Here is a 21,121-nt window from a genome sequence, read left to right on the forward strand (position 1 = left end):
CTTATGCTAACATAGTAACTGGATTTTCTACGAAATAACGTAATGTCTGGAGAAATTGAGCTCCTACAGCACCATCAACAGTTCTATGATCACAGGCCAATGTTAATTTCATTGTATTACCTACCACGATTTCACCATTCTTAACAACTGGTTTTTCGACTATAGCACCTACTGATAAGATTGCAGAATTAGGCTGATTTATAATACTTGTAAATTCTAGTATACCGAACATACCCAAGTTTGATACGGTAAACGTACTACCTTCCATTTCTGAAGGTGCAATTTTCTTATTACGAGCTTTACCTGCCAAGTCTTTAACTGCGCTTCCTATTTGTGTTAAACCCAATAAATCTGCATGTTTTACAACTGGCACAACTAAACCTTCATCTACTGCTACCGCAACACCCATATGAATGTGCTTATGATATTTTGTTGTATCTCCGTTCCACGAAGTATTTACTTGTGGATGTTTTCTAAGAGCCATCGCACACGCTTTTAATACCATATCGTTAAAAGAAACTTTGGTATCTGGTAAACTATTTATTTGAACTCGAGATGCTTTCGCATTGTCCATATCCACCTCAATGGTTAGATAAAAATGAGGTGCATTAAATTTAGAATTACCTAAAGCTTTGGCAATTGCCTTGCGCATGTTTGAATTCTTAACTTCTTCTGTGCCTACTTCACCAGAAGGTAATGCCATAGATACAGGTTGAGAAACTATAGCACTTTCAGCTTTTACTTCTGAACTCGCTGGTTTAGCGTCTGTACTCGGAGTATAATTTTCAATATCTTTTTTAGTAATTCTACCATTATCTCCTGTACCGGTAACTTTTAATAAATCGATACCTTTATCCTCCGCTATTTTTTTAGCTAAAGGAGATGCAAATATTCTTTCTCCATCAGATACTGATTTAGAAGCCTCTTTATTCTCAGTTGAACTTTCTGATTTCTTTTCAACTTCTTTAGACGTAGTAGTTGATTTCTTTTTACCGCCTCCAGTTACACTACTTAAAACAGCATTAACATCTGTACCTTCTGGACCAATAATTGCCAAAACTTGATCTACAGGAGAAGATTCACCTTCTTGAAGACCGACATACAACAACTTACCAGAATAAAAAGACTCAAATTCCATAGTCGCCTTATCTGTCTCAATCTCAGCTAATATATCACCTTCTTCAACATCGTCACCTACATTTTTTAACCAGCTAGCCACGGTACCTTCTTCCATGGTATCACTTAATCTAGGCATTTTAATTACTTCTACTCCTTCAGGAATTTCAGCACTACCTTCAGCATCGTCAGACATTTCCTCTGAAGTTTCTTCTGTAGCATCTTCACTTTCTGATGATTTATCTTCTGAAACCGCTGCTGTACCTCCACTAATTAAACCGGAAACATCTTCACCCTCTTCACCAATAATCGCCAATAAGGTATCAACAGGAGCTGCCTCACCTTCTTCAATACCTATATATAATAAGGTACCTTCATTGAATGATTCGAACTCCATCGTCGCTTTATCTGTTTCGATTTCAGCTAAGATATCTCCTTCTTCAATTTTATCACCAACCTTTTTCAACCATTTAGCCACGGTACCTTCTTCCATGGTATCACTTAAACGGGGCATATTTACTACTATAGCCATCTAATTACAATTTATGTTGAACAAATGGAAAATCCTCTTGTTCGTAAACCATATCATATAATTGGTTTACTGGTGGATAATCTGATTCTTCTGCAAACTTCTCACATTCCTTAACCATTTCTTTGACATTTTTGTCAATATCCTTGATTTCGGCATCAGTTGCGTATTTATTTTCTTTTATAATATCCAACACTTGAGTTATTGGATCTATCTTCTTGTACTCTTCAACTTCATCTTTTGTTCTATAATGCTGTGCATCAGACATTGAGTGGCCTCTATATCTGTATGTCTTCATTTCAAGAAAAGTTGGTCCACCACCACTTCTAGCTCTATCAATCGCTTTGCTCATTTCTTGAGCAACCGTAACTGGATTCATACCATCAACCGGTCCACATGGCATTTCGTATCCCAAACCTAATTTCCAAATTTCAGTAGAAAAAGAAGTTCGTGCCACAGAAGTACCCATTGCATAACCATTATTTTCACATATAAAAACTACAGGTAATTGCCATAACATGGCTAAGTTAAAAGTTTCATGTAAAGACCCTTGTCTAACAGCACCGTCACCCATATAACATAAAGTCACAGCTTCTCTACCGTGGTACTTATCACCGAATGCCATACCAGCACCTAAAGGTATTTGACCACCTACAATACCATGACCACCATGAAAACGATGTTCTTTAGAAAAAATATGCATAGACCCTCCCATACCCTTGGAAGTACCTGTTACTTTCCCAAAAAGCTCAGCCATTACTCTTTTAGGATCAACTCCCATACCTATTGGCTGAACGTGATTTCTATAAGCAGTTATCATACGGTCTTTAGAAAGATCCATTGCATGTAAGGCTCCTGCAAGAACTGCTTCTTGGCCATTATACAAATGAAGAAATCCTCTTACCTTCTGCTGAATATATACAGCAGCCAATTTGTCCTCAAATTTTCTCCAAAATAGCATGTCGGCATACCATTTTAAATACGTTTCCTTGGTGATTTTTTTCATCAATTTTAACTAAAGGTTTAATTCTTTATAGATTCCAAAGGTTAAACTCACCTAGGTATCGAAGAAGAGCAAAAATACACATATAAATGAATCGATAAAAATAATAGAAGTAAATCAGTTAAGAAATTATATGCTTAACAAATAAGATATTTAACGTGTTTATTCACAACCTTTCTATAAAAATTTCAATTTAAAAAAGTACTATTAAAGCCTAAAGGGAGTAAATCTGCTAATGAATTACATTCTATTATACTACCTGTCTCTCCCATTAATAGTATTCTTATTGGCTCGCCTTGTCTAAATTCATATTCTGAAATCGACTGCCTACAATTACCACAAGGCGCAGCCGGCTCATTCACTTCGTGATTTAAGGATGCTGCAGAAATAGCGATTGCCTTTATTTTCACACCAGGATATTTCGCACCAGCATAAAAGACAGCAACTCGCTCTGCACAAAGGCCAGATGGATATGATGCATTTTCCTGATTATTACCTTCAATTATCTCACCATTCTCTAATAATACAGACGCACCTACATAAAAATCGGAATACGGGGCATATGCTCTTTTTCTTGCACTTACTGCCAAATTCATTAGCGCTTCATCTGCTTTCTGTAATTCTTTTAGGGTATTATATATTGTAATAGAAAAGCTTATATCCTTTTGAATAGCCATATGTATCTTTTAAATGTTAATCTACGAATTAATAATTGAGTATGATTTAAAAATGAAAGCATAAAAAAACCTGCATGATAGCAGGTTTCTTTATTATATTATTTAGATATTAATCATTGTAATATTCTTCCCCTAAATTAAAAGTAAGTGAAAATCTTAAAGTATTCTCTAATGGATTTCTAACTTGAGATGTTGAAAATAAATAAGATAAATCTATTTGAGCTGCCTTAAATTTAAAACCAGCACCTAAAGTGAAAAATTTTCTAGAACCTTTTTCCTCACTTTCATTAAAATAACCTGTTCTAAGCATGAACGCATCTTGATATGTGTATTCTGCACCCAAAGCCCATGTAAACTCTTTTAACTCTTCACTAAAACCATCAGGCGCATCGGTAAAAGAATTGAATATACCACTGAATCCGCTTTCATTTTGATAAATATCATTATCGGCCGAATCAACATCACCGTCATTATCATAATCTTGTGGAGTCGGCACAAGAAGCTTATTGAATTCCGTTGTTAAACCTACCACATTATCTTGATCTAAAATAAAATCAAAACCACCTCCAAAACTCAAATTACTAGGCAAGAAGTTCTCTTGTCCACCAGCATCATATTGAATTTTACCCCCAATATTGGAAAAATTAAAACCTCCCCTCCATCGACCATCAAAATTATTGTATGCTATCTCATCAGATCTGTAATACCCTGCAACATCAACTGCAAAAGAACCTGCAGCCTGAGAATCTTCTGAACCATTTTGAGGCAATTTCAAATTTGACCTTATGTATCGACCTGCTACTGCCATTGAAAACGTAGGACTTAATTTCAATGAATACGAACCATCTAAAGCTAACTCATTTGGTTTTGCAATAGTACCTGGATCATTCGCAAATTGTCTTAATTCTATTTCACCCAAAGTAAAGTACCTAAGACTTACCGCGAAAGCACTCTGATCATCTATTTTATTAAAATAACTAGCATTCAACAAAGAAATGTCTGTTATTATGCTTTCTAAATAAGGAGTATAACTAACACCAATACCCATTTTACGTTCTGCAAAAGCAAATTTAGCAGGATTCCACTGTTGGGAAAATGCATCTGTAGATGTTGCCACACCCATATCACCCATACCCGCTGATCTGGCATCGGCCGCAATCGTAAGGAATGGTACAGCTGTAGTAATTACACGTTGGTCATCCTGCGCGAAGACATTCCCAATTACAAGTACAAAGAAAATTATTGAAATTTTTCTCATTATAGAACAGTTCTTTATATTTTTAAAGCCGAAATATAGTGTTTTCATTATTTCAACTTTAATATTTTACATGTAAACGTCCTTTTTCCCGTTATCTTGCATGAATATTAAGTTTTTTATCAGAAAAAGTTCATTCTACATTAAATGAGCATCCATTAAAGTATAATCAACACTGAAAATCACCTAGTCGAATTCTACCATAAAAAGAAATCTTCAAAACCATACTATTTAGCTGTTTTACACGTTATCCTATTTAAGCGGACCCAATATTTATTACAGGTTCGATTCGTGATGATTAAATTTATTTTGAATTGTAAAATAATCTCACAAAAACACCGTTCTATTGAGCGAAAGTGACAAACAAATTAAAAGAAAACATAGTATCATATTGTTATAGTCGCCAAACAACTATAGAATATGAAAATTGAACTCAAGTCCTAATTATGAAAAAACATTTAATAAAAGTTGTACTCTCATGCACTGTTATTGTAGGAGGTTTTACAGTAAATAGCTGCTCTAAATCTTCATCCTCAAAAAACACGTCTAGAGCTACAGGTTGGAAAATAAATGCCAAGGAAGGTGGATTTCAATATAATACCGACTTCAAAGAGCAAGAAACTGCTCCAGGATTGGTATTTGTTGAAGGTGGTACTTTCACCAAAGGAAAGGTACAAGATGATGTCATGCATGATTGGAACAACACACCGACCTCTCAACATGTTATGTCCTTTTACATGGATGAGACCGAGGTAACCAACGTAATGTATTTAGAATATCTAGATTACCTTAAAAGTGTCTATCCTCCAGAGAATCCTAAATACACCAATATTTATGTAGGTGCATTACCAGACACATTGGTTTGGAGAAACAGATTAGGTTTCAACGAAACTATGACTAACAATTATCTAAGGCACCCAGCATATGCGGAATACCCTGTAGTAGGTGTAAACTGGATTCAAGCTACTCAATTCGCCAAATGGAGAACCGACCGTGTTAATGAGGTTATGTTAGAAAGAGAAGGATATTTATCTGAAGATGCAAAATATCAAGCAGCTACAGGAGAAGTGCAAGGAACTTTTAGTACTGAAGCTTACCTAAATAGACCTGAATCTGTTTATAACGGACAAATTGATTCTCTTCAAGGGAAAATGAAAAAAGATAGTACATCTACTTTCGCAAAAAGAAGTAGCGGTATCATTATGCCAGAGTACAGACTTCCTACAGAAACAGAATGGGAATATGCTGCCCAAGCACAAGTTGGACAAAGGGAATACAATAATTATCGTGGTAGAAAAAAATACCCATGGGAAGGTGATTATACTAGAAATGGACAACGTGTAGGTAGAGGTGACCAATTAGCTAACTTCAAACAAGCTAAAGGTGATTATGGCGGAATTGCAGGATGGTCTGATGATGGTGCTGATATTACTGCAGAAGTTATGTCATACAAACCAAATGACTTAGGTCTTTACGACATGGCTGGTAACGTTGCAGAATGGACGGCTGATGTTTATCGCCCTATAGTTGATGATGAAGTAAGTGATTTCAACTATTACAGAGGTAACATTTATATGAAAAGCGCCATCGGTGAAGACGGAAAAGTTAATATTCTTAGAGATTCAATTGTTTACGATACCTTACCTAACGGAAAAGTTGTAGCCGTAAACCTACCAGGAGAAATAAAAATGATACCTGTTGATGAAGAAGAAACCTATTTAAGAACAAATTTTTCTTCTAGCGATAATAGAGGCTACAGAGATGGTGACGCAGGCTCTTCTAGATTCTATGATAGATTTAGTGACGATGAAGAACAGGACCCAAACAAGAAAATGTATAATTCTCCGAAGCATTCAGTTGATAGAGATTCTTTAGGAAACCTTATCAAAGGATATGATGATTCAAACAACAGAACAACGCTTATTAATGATGAAGTAAGAGTTTACAAAGGTGGTTCTTGGAGAGACAGGGCATACTGGTTAGATCCAGCTCAAAGAAGATACTTACCAGAGTATATGGCAACAGATTATATCGGTTTTAGATGTGCAATGTCTAGAGTTGGTTCAAAATCTAAAACCAAAAACAAAACTGTTAGAGGAAAAAAAGCTAAATAATTTTTCTACATACGATTTTAAAAAAGCCCTTTCTTAAAGGGCTTTTTTTTATCTTCGATTTCATGAACGTTCAAGACTTACATTCAATTTTTTTAGAGTTTCCGTCTGTTAATACAGATACTAGAAAAATTAAGAAAAATGATATTTTCTTTGCTTTAAAGGGCGATAATTTTAATGGCAACACATACGCGAAGCAGGCTCTTTACAGTGAAGCCAGCTATGTCATTATTGACCAAGAGGAATACTACATTAACGAGAAAACCATTCTTGTCGATGACGTATTAGTAACGCTTCAACAACTAGCGAATTATCATAGAAATTTCTGTAACGCACAAGTAATTAGCCTTACCGGCAGCAATGGTAAAACCACCACAAAGGAATTGATAAATGCAGTTCTCGCAAGGAAATATAAAACCATTGCCACTAGGGGCAACCTAAACAATCATATAGGAGTACCACTAACCCTACTCACTATCAAACCTGATACAGAAATCGCCATTGTTGAAATGGGTGCGAACCATTTGAAAGAAATAGAATTTCTCTGTGAAATTGCGGAACCAGATTTTGGATATATCACCAATTTCGGCAAAGCCCATTTAGAAGGTTTTGGTGGTATTAAAGGCGTTATAAAAGGTAAAAGTGAGCTGTATGAATATCTCACTAAAAACAATAAATCCATTTTTTTAAATGCAGATGATTCCATTCAATTAGATAAACTAAAGAATTATACCAGAAAATATGGTTTTAGTTCAACCAATTCAAAATATTATCAAATTGAATTATTAGAAGCTCAACCTTTTGTAATAACCAAGGTAGAAGATGAATCTATAACAACTAACCTAATTGGCTCTTACAATTTTCATAATTGCTGCGCAGCAATTATAATTGGAAAATTTTTTAATGTTGAATTAAAAGAAATTAAAATTGCATTAGAACAATACACACCTGACAACAATAGGTCTCAAATCATCAATTCAAATGGACACTACATTATTTTAGATGCTTACAATGCGAACCCTTCAAGCATGAAGGTTGCTATTGAGAATTTTGATTCTTTAAATAACACTAACAAGACAATGATTCTAGGTGACATGTTCGAATTAGGAGAATCAGCCAAAGAAGAGCATCAGCGAATTGTTGAATTGACAAGAACAATGCAATTTAACCAAGTGCTATTCGTTGGAGAAAACTTCTATAAAACCCAAACAGATTCTATTAAACTGAGAAGCTTTGAAGACCTCAAAAACTTCATTAAAGAAAATAGCTTAAAATCAAACTCATCCATACTTATAAAAGGATCACGAGGTATGGCGCTAGAAAGAGTTTTAGATTACCTCTAACCTTAATTAACTTTTAATACTTGTGGGATATACTGGATTCGAACCGGTGACCTCTGCCCTGTCAAGGCAGCGCTCTAAACCAACTGAGCTAATATCCCATTAAAACTAAGATAAGATAAAGACGCTTCTTATCTATAAACAAAACAGCTTAAAATTAAAAAAAGGCTCCCATTTTCATGGAAGCCTTTTAACCTGTGGGCCCTACTGGATTCGAACCAGTGACCCCCTGCTTGTAAGGCAGGTGCTCTGAACCAACTGAGCTAAGAGCCCCAAAAGGAGTGCAAATATATAATAGTTTTACAATTCACAAAAGAAAAATCAATAAAAAATTAAAGAACTTCTGCTACCACAAAATTACTTCCTCCAACAAAAATGAAATCGTTTTCTGAAGCTTGCTTTTTTGCAGCTTTAAGAGCCTTACTAACAGACTTATATGATGCACCTCTCAAATTAAACTGAACACTTCTCTTTAATAATAATTCCTCATCAAGACCTCTAGAAATTTTAGGTTTGCAAAAATAATAGATTGCATTCGTTGGTAATAACGGCAATATCGCACTGATATCTTTATCTTTTACAAAACCGATTACCACATGAAGTTGTTTATATTCTTGTTCTAGTAATTGATTTATTACAATTGAAAGACCTTCTTTATTATGTGCTGTATCACAAAATATTTTTGGATTACTTCCAATTTGCTGCCAACGCCCCATTAAAGAAGTATTTTCCACCACCTTCTCTAAACCTTGAACAATATGTTGCTCATTAATATTAAAACCAATCAGCTCGTTTAAAGTGGCCAACACCCCTTTAATATTCTTTTTTTGATATGAACCTAACAGTCCTATTTTATAATCCAGGTATGTCTTGTCCTCTGCAAAGATTATTGCGGCGTTTAACTGCTTAGCCGTATGCTTAAAAACTGGCGCTGTCTCTTCATTAAATTCACTGATGACAACAGGAACATTCTCCTTTATTATGCCTGCTTTTTCATAAGCTATCTTCGAAAGAGTGTCACCTAACAGATCAGTATGATCCAATCCTATGTTTGTTATTAAACTTACCTCTGGAGTTATAATATTCGTAGAATCTAATCGACCGCCCAAACCAACTTCTATGATTGCAATATCAACATTTTCCTTTGAAAAATATGAAAACGCCATACCCACGGTCATTTCAAAAAACGACAATTTATTTTTTTTAAAAAAAGATTGATTTTCGTCGATAAAATCAATAACCCACTTTTTTCCAATCTTCTTTCCATTGATTCGAATACGCTCTCTAAAATCCTTTAAATGGGGTGACGTATACAATCCAACCTTATACCCTCCTTCTTGCAAAACAGAGGCCAACATATGGCTACTAGAACCTTTTCCGTTGGTTCCTGCCACATGTATACTTTTAAATTTTTTGTGTGGATTATTTAATTGAGAGGAAAATGAATTAATACCATCCATTTTGCCATTAAAAGCGACCTTACCTTTATTCTGATACATTGGAAGTTGTGTGAACATCCAATCTAAAGTCTCCTTATAGGTCACTCGCCAAGTTTGAAGTTTACAACAACAAAACCTACTTGTTGACTAGGCGCATTACTATCTAGATTCCATTTATGCATGAAAGCTGTTTTCTTTGCTGGCGCTAATAAACACGGATTATTATTAGTAGTACCCCTAACACCAGGTTCGGCACTAATTACCTTACCATTCCTATCTACTACAATTTTAACCACTACAATACCAGACTCATTACATTCTTGTTGAACCTTACCTTTGTTTACCAAAGACCGGCCATTTAGTCCATAACCTCCTGTTCCGCTACCAGAACCTGGGCTGCCATAATAACTCGTAGCATATGGGTCACCATCTGGCTGACCTTTATCCCCTGCCTTATTATCATCACCTTCGCTACCTGTGGCAGTTCCGTCGGACTTATTCAGCCCTCCCATCATTTCGTCTAAACGTTTCTTTTTCGCTTCTTGTTCTTGTCTTGCTTTATCTTCCGCATCCTTCTTCTGTTGCGCAATTCTAGCAGCTTCTACCTTTTTCTTGTTTTCAACCTCCTCGGCTTTTCTTTTAGCATCCGCTGCAGCTTCATCTGCTTTTCGCTTTACTTCTTTAGCCTGCTTAATTTTTATCGCTTCTTCACTTTCTTTCGTCAATAGCTTTTCAGCTGGCGCTTCTTTTTCGACCGCCGCTTCTTCAACTTCCTCTTGCTCTTCAATAGCCTCAGCAACTTCTTGCTTTGTTGGCTCTACAGGCGGAATTTCTAATGGCTCTGATTGAATTTTCTCTTTTGGCTGCACTTGACCACTACCAAAATCCGTAGTTCCAAAATTAACCGAAATACCATTTTCTTCAGGTGGATCCAAGTAAGTTAGACCAATATAAAATAAAACCAACAAAAGCGCACTTAGCAACAATGTTGTAAGTGTCAGTGATTTCTTCTTATGTGTCGTGTCTAAAAATGCCATTTAATTAGGCCGTACCGCCAAAATAACTTTATAATTATTTTTATTAGCTATATCCATAACATTAACAGCTTCTTTAATCGCTACACTTTCTTCCGCTCTTAGAATAATAGTAGGATTATCTTGACCCGCTAAGGCTTTCCTCAATTCAATTTCAACATACTCTCCATTAATTCTTTGATCATTTACAAAGTATTGAAGGTTTTTATCGATACTTACCGATACATTTTGAGTATTTGTCGACTTCCCTTTTGCCTTAGGCAACAACAAATCTAGTGCATTAGGTGAGTTAGCCGTTAACATGAAAAACACCAATAACAAGAATACAATATCTGTCATTGAAGACATGCTAAAGTCTGGACTGACTTTATTTCTTCCTTTTAATTTCATATTAAAAAATTAAAGAGGTTCGTTTAATAAATCTAGAAAATCAACAGCGTTAGCCTCCATTTTATGAATCACCTTATCAGTACGATTCACTAAGTGATTATAACCGACATAAGCAATAATACCTACTATAAGTCCAGCCACTGTTGTTGTCATTGCAGTATAAATACCTGATGCCAACGAACCCATTTCTGCTTGGCCACCACTACTTGCCATTTCATGAAAAGCAAGAATCATACCGATTACTGTTCCTAAGAATCCAATCATCGGCGCTGCACCAGCTACGGTAGCTAAAATACTTACATTTTTCTCTAGTTTGTACACCTCAAGTGTTCCTGCATTTTCTATAGCTGTGTTGATATCATCAAGCGGTTTTCCTATTCGTGAAATACCTTTTTCAGTTAATCTTGCTACTGGCGAATCTGTTTGGGCACAAAGAATCTTTGCAGCCTCTAGCTTGCCTGTAGTAACATGATCCCGTATTTGGTTCATGAAATTCTTATCTATTTTCGATGCTGCATTAACGGCTAAAAGACGTTCAAAGTAGATATACAATGCAACACCCAACATAACGAAGAGTACCGAAATTATGATTACACTACCCGTACCTCCATTTATGACTAAATCTATAACTGAAAGGGTTTTCTCCTCTGATATCAATTCATCGCCCGTATTCTGAGCCAAATCCTGGAATAATAACATATTTTTTTTAAGTATTGAATTTGCCTTTATAACGATGAATAGTGAATTAAATTATCCGTGAAACACAAAATCTCTTAATAATATAAAAACAGCAGCACCACTTATAAAACCGACAAATGCCAACCAAGTTATTTTCTTTAAATACCAGAAAAAATCAATTTTCTCCATACCCATTGCAACAACTCCAGCAGCAGATCCAATAATTAACATACTACCACCAGTACCAGCAGAATAAGCAATGAAATGCCATAATGGACTATCAAGAGCCTGCCCGAACATACCCATACTAGCCGCCACTAAAGGAACATTATCAATAACAGCGGAACCTACACCAAACAATAATACTACTATATCTGTATTTGGTATTGCTTCATTTAAACTTTGAGCATAATGGAATAACATTCCCAATGACTCCAAAGCTGCAACTGCCAAAAGAATACCTAAAAAGAAGAGTATACTCGGCAACTCAATTTTAGACAAAGAATGATGTACTGGACTATGATGTCCCTCACTATCTTGACCCTCTTGATCTACAGAAGAAATACTAAACTTCTTATTACTATAAATCTCCGCAAATGTAGCAACAAGAGCCAAGGATAACATCATACCAACATATGGAGGCAAATGTGTTATAGTCTTAAAAAAAGGCACAAAAACTATAGCTCCCAAACCTAGGTAAAGCATAATTGAACCGTATTTTGATTTCGGAGGTTCTTCTTCAAACTCACCTTCTATATTCCCTTTAAAAGCTTTGTTATTACTTGCTATTAACGTTGGCACAACCATACAAACAATAGAAGGTAATAAAACATGAATCACTAATTGCCCGGCTGTTACCTTATTAGCAATCCAAAGCATTGTAGTAGTAACATCACCAATCGGTGACCAAGCTCCACCTGCGTTTGCAGTAATTATTATCATACCCGCAAACCAAAGTCGTGTATTTCTATCACTAATCACTTTCTGTAAAATTGTAATCAGTACAATAGTTGCTGTAAGGTTGTCTATAATAGCCGAAAGTATAAAAGCTAATATAGCAAACATCCAAAGTAATTTCTTTTTACTACGCGTTCTAATATATCCCTTAATTGTAGCGAATCCATCAAAATAATCTATGATTTCAACGATGGTCATCGCTCCCAATAGAAATACTAATATTTCTGCTGTTTTCCCTAAATGATGTAATAATATTTCATCCAGATGGGTGGGCTCTAACTCTTGAAGCACCGTGTTAACTTCAAAAACATCCATATGACTTAAAGCAATAATAGCCCACAATATGGCCATCATGGCCAAAGCAGGGATAAGCTTATCTATTTTAAGGTTATGCTCTAAGGTAATGGCGAGATATCCTGCCAAAAAAACAATAATGATAATGGTTTCCATTTGCGTTGGTTTTTTAAATGACTACTAAGGTGTCAAATATAGGTTCTAATTCCAAAAAATTAAATCATCTAAAGATATTTAAAATTGGTTATGAAATCCTAATGTTTTTACAATATTACCGAAGATATCTGACATCCAAATAGTTAAATCATTACTAATATAATTTTAACAGGTTTTTATTGACCCCATTTTAACGTATAACAAAATGTTAAATATTTATAAACCTTATCAAAAGCACTTAACAGTTCAGATAAAACCTAACAAAAGTGCCGTTTTAAGTTTAGAATTCAACTAGTATATCTTTATCTTTGATAACATAACCCTTTACACAAAGTACATGGATTTTTCATTAACTGAGGAACAAAAACTTATTCAACAAGCAGCACGTGATTTCGCGCAAACAGAACTATTACCAGAGGTAATTGAACGAGATGACGCGCAGCGTTTTCCAAAAGAAGAAGTAAAAAAACTTGGCGAATTAGGCTTTTTAGGTATGATGGTCGACCCAAAATATGGCGGTAGCGGATTAGACACCTTATCCTATGTTCTTGCAATGGAAGAATTATCTAAAATTGACGCATCGACTTCTGTAGTTATGTCTGTCAACAATTCTTTGGTTTGCTGGGGTTTGGAAGCATTTGGCACTGAGGAACAAAAAGAAAAATATTTAACAAAAATTGCGACTGGAGAAATTCTTGGCGCTTTCTGCCTTTCTGAACCAGAAGCAGGCAGTGACGCAACTTCACAGAAAACAACCGCAATCGACAAAGGCGACCATTACATTTTGAATGGAACTAAAAACTGGATTACCAATGGAAGTTCTGCAAGCGTATATATAGTTATCGCCCAAACTGATAAAGAGAAAAAACATCGAGGCATAAATGCCTTAATTGTAGAGAAAGGCGTCGAAGGATTTGAAATTGGCCCAAAAGAAAATAAATTAGGTATACGAGGTAGCGACACCCATTCTTTGATGTTCAATGACGTTAAAGTCCCTAAGGAGAATAGAATTGGTGAAGATGGATTCGGATTCAAATTTGCCATGAAAACTTTGGCTGGCGGACGTATAGGCATTGCAGCCCAAGCATTAGGAATTGCAGCAGGTGCTTATGAAATGGCATTGAAATACTCAAAGCAAAGAAAAGCTTTCGGTACAGAAATCTGCAATCATCAAGCAATCGCCTTTAAATTGGCCGATATGCACACCGAAATACAAGCCGCACGACTATTAGTATATCAAGCAGCTATGGATAAAGACAATGGAAAGGATTATGACCTATCTGGCGCAATGGCAAAATTATACGCCTCAAAAGTAGCCATGGAAACTACGGTTGAAGCTGTTCAAATACATGGTGGAAATGGCTTTGTTAAAGATTATCATGTTGAACGTTTGATGCGTGATGCCAAAATAACTCAGATTTACGAGGGCACTTCAGAGATTCAAAAAATTGTTATTTCTAGGAGTATTTTGAGAGATTAATCTCTTCTTAACGATACAACCAACTGAAAAGGGAACAGCTATATGATATAGTTGTTCCCTTTTTTTACGTACGAGATTAAGATTCATTTTAAGAAGCTAATTGGATTCAGAGCTTTCGCTTCATAAATTAATGTCTTCATACATTTTTAATCAAATCCCCATCTTCCACTGAATTGTAAAACCAGTCCTCTTAAGCCATTGTTAATATGTTTATACCGCATTCTTAGAGCGTAGATTATCATGATTTTATTCTTTTAGTAAATAGTCAAAACAAATAATCATCTTTAATATAACCGCCTAATATCAACCATATGCGACTAATATTATAGCACTTGCGACCTGTCTTATAGTCTAAAAGGGTGCTCATATCTAGATTTACAATAGTGTTTTCAACGACGAGAACATTGTTAAAATTATAGACCATGAAAACGACCAAACAATTATTTCGACTTCTACTAGTGCTGTTTATAGGCATACTGGTATCCTATTGTTCTAAAGATAGTCCTAACTCCGATCCAACAGGTACTACCGAACCAACCATAACAGAACCTAAGGAACCCACAACATTGGATCTGGACGGCAATGGAGATATCTCAATCGTTTCGGACAATATAATTGAAACCGCTACAGGATATGAATTTAATGGTATGCTAAAAGCTAAAAACGATCAAGGCGAAGAGTTTGATGTGGTTGAAGGAGATATTTCGGTTGAAGTTGATGATTCTGGTGTTATAATTAGTATAACTGGTGAAGGATCACCTAATTTTCCAAACATAGGGAATTTTGAATCACTACTTGAAGAATTTGATATGAAGGAAGCAGTGAAATCACATATAGAATTTGAAACTGGATCATTTTATAAAACAAAATATAAAACTAAACTTCCTTTAGCTGATAATATTAAATATTTCCATTTTGAAGTACTTGACGAAGAGAATGGTAATTATGAACTGAAGTCGAAGGTCAATGATAAGGTTCACGACTTTGCGGAATTCTATCTAGATCCAGCAGATCCAGCGGTTTTCTATAAAATAAAATTACCGACTTTGTCTAAAGTTAAATCATTACAAAAATCGAAAAAAGTTCAGGAATTGATGGATAAAATTCTCGATAGGGCGACACAAGAAGGAATTGAGGATTTCGGTAATACTGCTGGAGATATTTCAGTTTCTTATGGATACTCCAATCAAGGACTTATTCCTTCACGCTCTTATGAATTTAGCAAACCTGAAAATTTTATACAACTTTTTGGGTATAGTGGCTTTGAAAGTTTATCATCACATTTATATCAAGGGGTTGAAAATATGCCCATGCCCATTCCATATACAGGTGGTATTCTGAAATTTTCGGGAGAGACCTTTTTTCATTACCCTATTAATCAATTAAGTCCTTCTGGAATCATACCAAGTAGGGATAGTTGGGCAAATTATTTTAATGACGTAGAGGTTGATAATTTAAATTATGGCTTTACGGGTAGTGTAGCTCCTAGTATAAAAGCCTTAGGAATGATTATGGGCGTTTTACCAAAAATAAATGATGTTCTAGGTTATGACATATTTGGCAAGGACATCAATATGGATATTGTCGCTGCAACTGAGCAAGGATACACTGCACTTATAGAAAACGAATCATATATGCGCTTCGGTGGTGAATTAAGAACACCTGTTGTAGCCGACATTTTAGGTAATCCTTTAAAAAAGTATATCAATATAGAGGAAAATGGAGGGATTTCCGAATATTTTTATTTCAGTCAAGGTTCTGAACTTGAAGATTGGAAGATTTATCTTGAGAGTGACTGTTCCATCGGCCTTCCAAACCTGAATTATTCTTCAACACCAGAATTTAAACTAATGTCCAATTCATATTTTTCATTAAGTGCAGATGGATTGAAAGTTTCAGGTAAGTTATCAGAAAACGTAGGACCGTTGGAGCTTAATGAAGAAGTCACGGGTATTATTAGCCCTGCTAACGGATTAGACCTTCTGACACACCAAGACTCCAATATTACCTTGTCTAATGGAATTGAACTTTTGAACACTAATTTAGATGTACATATTTCAACAATGGAAGGAATTACATTGGATGGAACGATTGACTTGCCCTATGGCATCGTGGATGCCGAAACCAAAGGAGAATTAAGTCCAGAAGGAATTTCCATGAGTGGATCCTTTACAAGTGACATAACTTTACCCAATGGCAGTAAAATTAGCACTTTTGGGACCGGTTTAGATTTCGGCATTTCAACTAATCCTGATGAAGGGATTTCCCTTGCAGGATTTATAGATGCCCCGCAAGGTATCGGCAGCGTTGCCGTGGAAGGTTTTATTAAATCGGGTGAATTATTCTTACACGGGAATTTCGATGGGAATGTAGACTTCAAAGGTGTAAGTCTGTATACTGCGAATGGTGAAATAACAATTTCAAGTGCTGAAGGGTTTAAAGTCTCCGGAGGATTTGATTTACCGATGACAAGTGCTAATATATCCGGTTTTATAACCAATAATGGCATTGAAATGGCGGGTAGCGTTACAAGAGGGCTTACTGTGGCAGGCAATGAATATACACTATCCAATTCTCAAGTTCATGCAAGCAGTGTAACAGGGGTGCAAATATCAGGTAATATGAACCTATATTTTATTCAAACCAACGTTTCGGGTTCTATCAATCCAGATAATAGTTTTTCATTATCGGGCACTGTTAAGAAAAACCTAGGTCCTTGGGAATCTACTATTAATACCACGGTAACCCAAGGTGGCATATCATTAAGTGGCACTGGTTGTTTGGATGTTCCATTTATAGGCAGTCAATGTCAATCGCTTTCTTTCCAACCGAATTGGTCAGCAAAAACAGTAAGGGTATGTAGAGGTTCAATATGTCATACATTTTAAAAGTACGTTTTTAAAGATTTCCCAAGAGAGCATCTTCTTAGTTATAGGAGATGTTTTTTTGTTATAATTAACAATTGCTTTTAATTAAAAACTTCGGTGTTAAAAGCTATTTCCGTAAGTGTCAGTGCATTTTTAAAGACCTATTAATAAATTAGCTACAGAATGTATTTAATCCAACTTTTGCTTACATATCAGGCTAAGAACATACTTATACTGGAGACAAATCGGTAGATTAATTCTGCATGTCAGAAGGAGTATACCCATACTGCTCATGGAAACATTTGGTAAAATAAGAAGGACTAGAAAACCCAACTTGGTAGGCTATTTCTGAAGAGGTGGCCGCATTTTGTTTCAGAAGGTCATGGGCACGTTGCAAACGAAAAGACCTTATAAATTGGGTCGGGGCTTGATCTAACAAGGCCTTCAATTTTCTATGTAATTGGGAACGGCTCATACCAATAGTCAACGCCAGCTGTTCAACACTAAATAGGTCATCAGCCATATGTTCTTCCACCACCTTGATTATTTTATTAAGAAAGATTTCATCTACCGAATTAACAGCAATATCACTGGGTCTAAGTACGGCCTCTCGCTTGTATTTCTCCCGTAGCTTTTTTCTTGAGGCAATGAGATTGTTCACTTTCAACAATAATTCTTTTGGAATAAAAGGTTTAGTCATATAATCATCTGCACGGGTCTCCAACCCTTCCATTTTGTCTTCCAAACTAGCCTTGGCCGTCAGCAAAATTATGGGGATATGGCTGGTTTTTTCGTCCTGCTTTAATGTTTTACAAACTGCATACCCATCTTTTTTGGGCATCATAACATCGCTAATAATCAAATCGGGAATATGTTCCTGTGCCATTTCAATACCCTGTTCGCCATCTTGTGCCTGTAAAATTTGATATTCGTCATGAAAAACATCTTTCAAATAGTTCATCACGTCCATATTATCCTCTACCAAGAGCACTATGGGTTTTGACGGGCCAACCTCAAAATCATCAAACGGTAAATCGATTTCAGTTAGGACGCTGATTATCGCTTCCTGTCCTTTATTAAATATGGGTGCCGTCGCAAAAACTTCTTCTACTTTAAAGTATTCCTTCCCTATCGGCAACTCGATTGTAATATCGGTACCGATTCCAACTCGGCTAATGACCTTAATCATGCCCTTGTGCAGGTCCACCAATTCTTTGGTTAGGGCTAAGCCGATGCCCGTGCCGTCATATCCATTTTCTTCGTCATTTGTGCTTTGATAAAAACGATTGAAGATTTGGGCGATGTCCTTTTCCGGAATACCCACTCCCGTATCACTTACGGTAAGTGTATAGGAACTAGCGCGTTCATTGGTCTTATTTGCAATTATCAACACCTTAATCGTTCCACCTTGCGGTGTAAATTTAAAAGCGTTCGACAACAGGTTCACCAACATGATTTCTAATTTTTCACGATCCACAAAAACTTTTAAATGATTAGAACAAGTCCTTATTTGTAAATCTATTTCCTTTAGTTCCGCCAAGGAATGAAAGGCCATGGCAACACCTCGGATAATTGGAATTACATCTTCTTCAGCCACCTTGAGCTTGATCCTCCCTGCCTCAAGCTTTGACAAGTCTAATAGCTGGTTTATGAGCTTCAAAAGTATATTGGCATTCTTCTTCATGACCTCCAAATTGTATTTCACTTTTTGGTCATCTGTTTCTGATTGCATGGTTTCGATTGGCCCTAAAATCAAGGTAAGAGGTGTCCTGAACTCATGAGAAATATTGGCGAAGAATTGTGACTTCATTCGATCCACTTCCTGTTCTTTTATGACCAATGCCCTATTTTTTACAGCTTTAAGGCGTTGTTGGTTAAACAATAAAAACAAGATAACAGAAGTTAATACACCACCTGCCAAATAGGTTTTTCTTTTAAAGTCCGCCGTTTGTCTTTGTTCTGTCAACAAAAGAATTTCCTCTTCATTCTTAAGCGTTTCGTATTGGATTTCGAGTTCATCTATCTTTGCCTTGGCTTTAAGGGTATAAATACTATCCTTTAACTTATATGATTGCTCCAAATAAACAAAGGCATCGTTTACATTACCCAAACTTCTTGCCGATTGGGCCAATAATTTATACCCTACTCGGTGTTGGTTTAAATCGACGCCATCTGAAATAGCAATGGCCTTCATTGCAAATTTTTTTGCTTGCAAGAAATTTTCCATAATAAAATAAGTCTCACTAATGTCATTCAAAGTATGAGCTATACTACGTTTTTTAGCAAGCTCTTTTTTAATTTCTAAAGCAGCAAAAAGGTAGGTTAGGGAATCTGAAAAATTTCCTTGACTCCTTAACGTAGACCCAATATTGCCCATTAAAACGGCCTCATCGAATCTCCAATTAAGTTCCTTGGCAGTAGATAGTGCTTCACTATAGTATTTTAAAGCCTTGTCATACATACCCATTTTCTGGTTTGCGACTCCCAAGTTTAATAAACTGTTCTCAACCCTTACCTTATCGTCAATTTTTAAAGCCAAGGTCAGTGATTTTAAAAAATAATCATTGGCTGTCTGCAATTTTGAATTCAGAAGATAGATATTTCCAATATTTGTGTATACTACAGACAATCCTTTATAATCATGAAGTGATTCCCTTATCTCAAGTGCCTTAAAATAATAGGTCAAAGCCTCGTCATATTTGGCCAATCGATAATTTAAAACCCCAAAATAAAGAAAACATGATGCCATGCCTTTCTTTTGGCCCAAATCTGTATAGATAGCCAAGGAACGGTTAATATATTCCATTGCTTTTGGGAAATTGTTTTCTTGTATATGATAATTACTCGTTACCATATATCCCAAAGCAATGAGAGATTGGTCATTAATTACTTTTGCCATTGCCATGCCTTGCTCAAAATGGGTCAAGGCCTTGGTTTTTTCACCTTTATCATATATTAATCTGCCTAACTCATAGAAACTGCGTATCTGCCCTTCTTTGTAATCTAATTCCCGCGCCAATGCGTTTGCTTGCATGGCAAACACATTGGCCTTTTCATCGCTCAAATAATCATATTGTTCTGCAAGCGCAAGAAATATATCCACTTTAGTGTTATCCCTAGATGTTTTTAGTATGGAAGTAAGGCTATCAATCTTCTGTTGCTGGGCAAATGCACTAAAACTAATAAGCAACAACAGAATTATTGGACAGCGCATGGTATATGGTTGTAAATTAATCACTTAATTAATTTACAATAAAAATTAACAGTATACCCTATTTCTCATCCTTAAGGTATAAAATGCAGATACAACCGCATACTTCAAAGGTTTGTATAAGACTTAAAACTAATGAAAACAATGAAATCTACTTACTCTCCGTGTTATCCCCATCCGAAAATTGAACTAATTGGAACACCAAAAAATGATTTAAATATTAATTTATATTAATACCCCTATTATTTAGCAGGTATAAATACTTATATATATGAATTATTGCCATATCTTATTAAATAAAAAGGGGTCAATTGTTATAAATCAATAATAAATAGCCCAACACCCCATAAATATATTTCTTTGCACATTGCAATTGGGCTTAATTATCATTATCACAATTTAAGCACCACAAAAATCGATTTTTGAATATAATTTACCATATTATACTAAACGTTAATTAATTTATTTCATTTGTGCGAATTGATTGATTATTATTCAAATAATATGATATTTTTGAAGAAATGCCATAATACCAAAAAGGCGCTATATCAAGCCTAAACTGAAGAAAAGGAAATAATTGGCTC

14 protein-coding genes and 2 tRNA genes are annotated in these 21,121 nt (G+C 35.6%); 4 read left to right on the top strand and 12 right to left on the bottom strand.

Going from position 1 to position 21,121, the window contains the following annotated elements:
• Position 1: 1 nt before the first annotated feature.
• From AAC084_RS16130 to porV, 4 genes are all read right to left on the bottom strand, one after another.
• Complete coding sequence (locus AAC084_RS16130; protein ID WP_339841244.1) at positions 2–1,648, bottom strand: 2-oxo acid dehydrogenase subunit E2; 1,647 nt, start codon at positions 1,646–1,648, stop codon at positions 2–4.
• Positions 1,649–1,652: 4 nt separating this feature from the next.
• Positions 1,653–2,651, bottom strand: coding sequence for a pyruvate dehydrogenase (acetyl-transferring) E1 component subunit alpha (gene pdhA / locus AAC084_RS16135; RefSeq protein ID WP_339841245.1), 999 nt, complete (start codon positions 2,649–2,651; stop codon positions 1,653–1,655).
• Between the two features lie 185 nt (positions 2,652–2,836).
• Positions 2,837–3,325, bottom strand: coding sequence for a cytidine deaminase (gene cdd / locus AAC084_RS16140; protein ID WP_339841246.1), 489 nt, complete (start codon positions 3,323–3,325; stop codon positions 2,837–2,839).
• Positions 3,326–3,434: 109 nt separating this feature from the next.
• Positions 3,435–4,583 (bottom strand): type IX secretion system outer membrane channel protein PorV, encoded by a 1,149-nt coding sequence (porV, locus tag AAC084_RS16145; RefSeq protein WP_339841263.1) that lies wholly within the window; start codon positions 4,581–4,583, stop codon positions 3,435–3,437.
• 443 nt (positions 4,584–5,026) lie between these two features.
• On the opposite strand from porV, the gene gldJ reads away from it, so the two are divergent.
• Together gldJ and murF are read left to right on the top strand one after the other, a co-directional pair.
• Positions 5,027–6,694 (top strand): gliding motility lipoprotein GldJ, encoded by a 1,668-nt coding sequence (gldJ, locus tag AAC084_RS16150; RefSeq protein ID WP_339841247.1) that lies wholly within the window; start codon positions 5,027–5,029, stop codon positions 6,692–6,694.
• A gap of 62 nt (positions 6,695–6,756) precedes the next feature.
• A complete protein-coding gene (gene murF, locus AAC084_RS16155) occupies positions 6,757–8,034 on the top strand; it encodes a UDP-N-acetylmuramoyl-tripeptide--D-alanyl-D-alanine ligase (protein ID WP_339841248.1) in 1,278 nt (425 codons plus the stop codon).
• Positions 8,035–8,057: 23 nt separating this feature from the next.
• Here the strand turns inward: murF and AAC084_RS16160 are convergent.
• From AAC084_RS16160 to nhaD, 7 genes are all read right to left on the bottom strand, one after another.
• A tRNA-Val gene (locus AAC084_RS16160) sits at positions 8,058–8,132 on the bottom strand.
• A 97-nt stretch (positions 8,133–8,229) separates the two neighbouring features.
• A tRNA-Val gene (locus tag AAC084_RS16165) sits at positions 8,230–8,304 on the bottom strand.
• A gap of 59 nt (positions 8,305–8,363) precedes the next feature.
• Positions 8,364–9,575 carry a folylpolyglutamate synthase/dihydrofolate synthase family protein gene (locus AAC084_RS16170; RefSeq protein WP_339841249.1) on the bottom strand — a complete coding sequence of 404 codons (1,212 nt, stop codon included), beginning with the start codon at positions 9,573–9,575 and terminating at the stop codon, positions 8,364–8,366.
• Complete coding sequence (locus tag AAC084_RS16175) at positions 9,572–10,507, bottom strand: energy transducer TonB (RefSeq protein WP_339841250.1); 936 nt, start codon at positions 10,505–10,507, stop codon at positions 9,572–9,574. Before AAC084_RS16175 ends, AAC084_RS16170 begins: the two co-directional genes overlap by 4 nt.
• On the bottom strand, positions 10,508–10,894 hold the full coding sequence (locus AAC084_RS16180) for a biopolymer transporter ExbD (RefSeq protein ID WP_339841251.1): 387 nt from the start codon (positions 10,892–10,894) through the stop codon (positions 10,508–10,510). It abuts the gene before it with no gap.
• Between the two features lie 9 nt (positions 10,895–10,903).
• Positions 10,904–11,593, bottom strand: coding sequence for a MotA/TolQ/ExbB proton channel family protein (locus AAC084_RS16185; RefSeq protein ID WP_339841252.1), 690 nt, complete (start codon positions 11,591–11,593; stop codon positions 10,904–10,906).
• 51 nt (positions 11,594–11,644) lie between these two features.
• Positions 11,645–12,979 (bottom strand): sodium:proton antiporter NhaD, encoded by a 1,335-nt coding sequence (gene nhaD, locus AAC084_RS16190; protein WP_339841253.1) that lies wholly within the window; start codon positions 12,977–12,979, stop codon positions 11,645–11,647.
• Between the two features lie 337 nt (positions 12,980–13,316).
• Here nhaD and AAC084_RS16195 point away from each other — a divergent pair, with 337 nt between their 5' ends.
• Positions 13,317–14,459 (top strand): acyl-CoA dehydrogenase, encoded by a 1,143-nt coding sequence (locus AAC084_RS16195; RefSeq protein WP_339841254.1) that lies wholly within the window; start codon positions 13,317–13,319, stop codon positions 14,457–14,459.
• 422 nt (positions 14,460–14,881) lie between these two features.
• On the top strand, positions 14,882–17,347 hold the full coding sequence (locus AAC084_RS16200) for a hypothetical protein (protein ID WP_339841255.1): 2,466 nt from the start codon (positions 14,882–14,884) through the stop codon (positions 17,345–17,347).
• Between the two features lie 232 nt (positions 17,348–17,579).
• On the opposite strand, the gene AAC084_RS16205 is transcribed toward AAC084_RS16200, so the two are convergent.
• Positions 17,580–20,540, bottom strand: a complete 2,961-nt coding sequence (locus AAC084_RS16205; protein ID WP_339841256.1) for a tetratricopeptide repeat protein — start codon at positions 20,538–20,540, stop codon at positions 17,580–17,582.
• Positions 20,541–21,121: the final 581 nt, after the last annotated feature.

The sequence above is a fragment of the uncultured Maribacter sp. genome (genome assembly GCF_963977385.1).
Lineage (GTDB): Bacteria > Bacteroidota > Bacteroidia > Flavobacteriales > Flavobacteriaceae > Maribacter.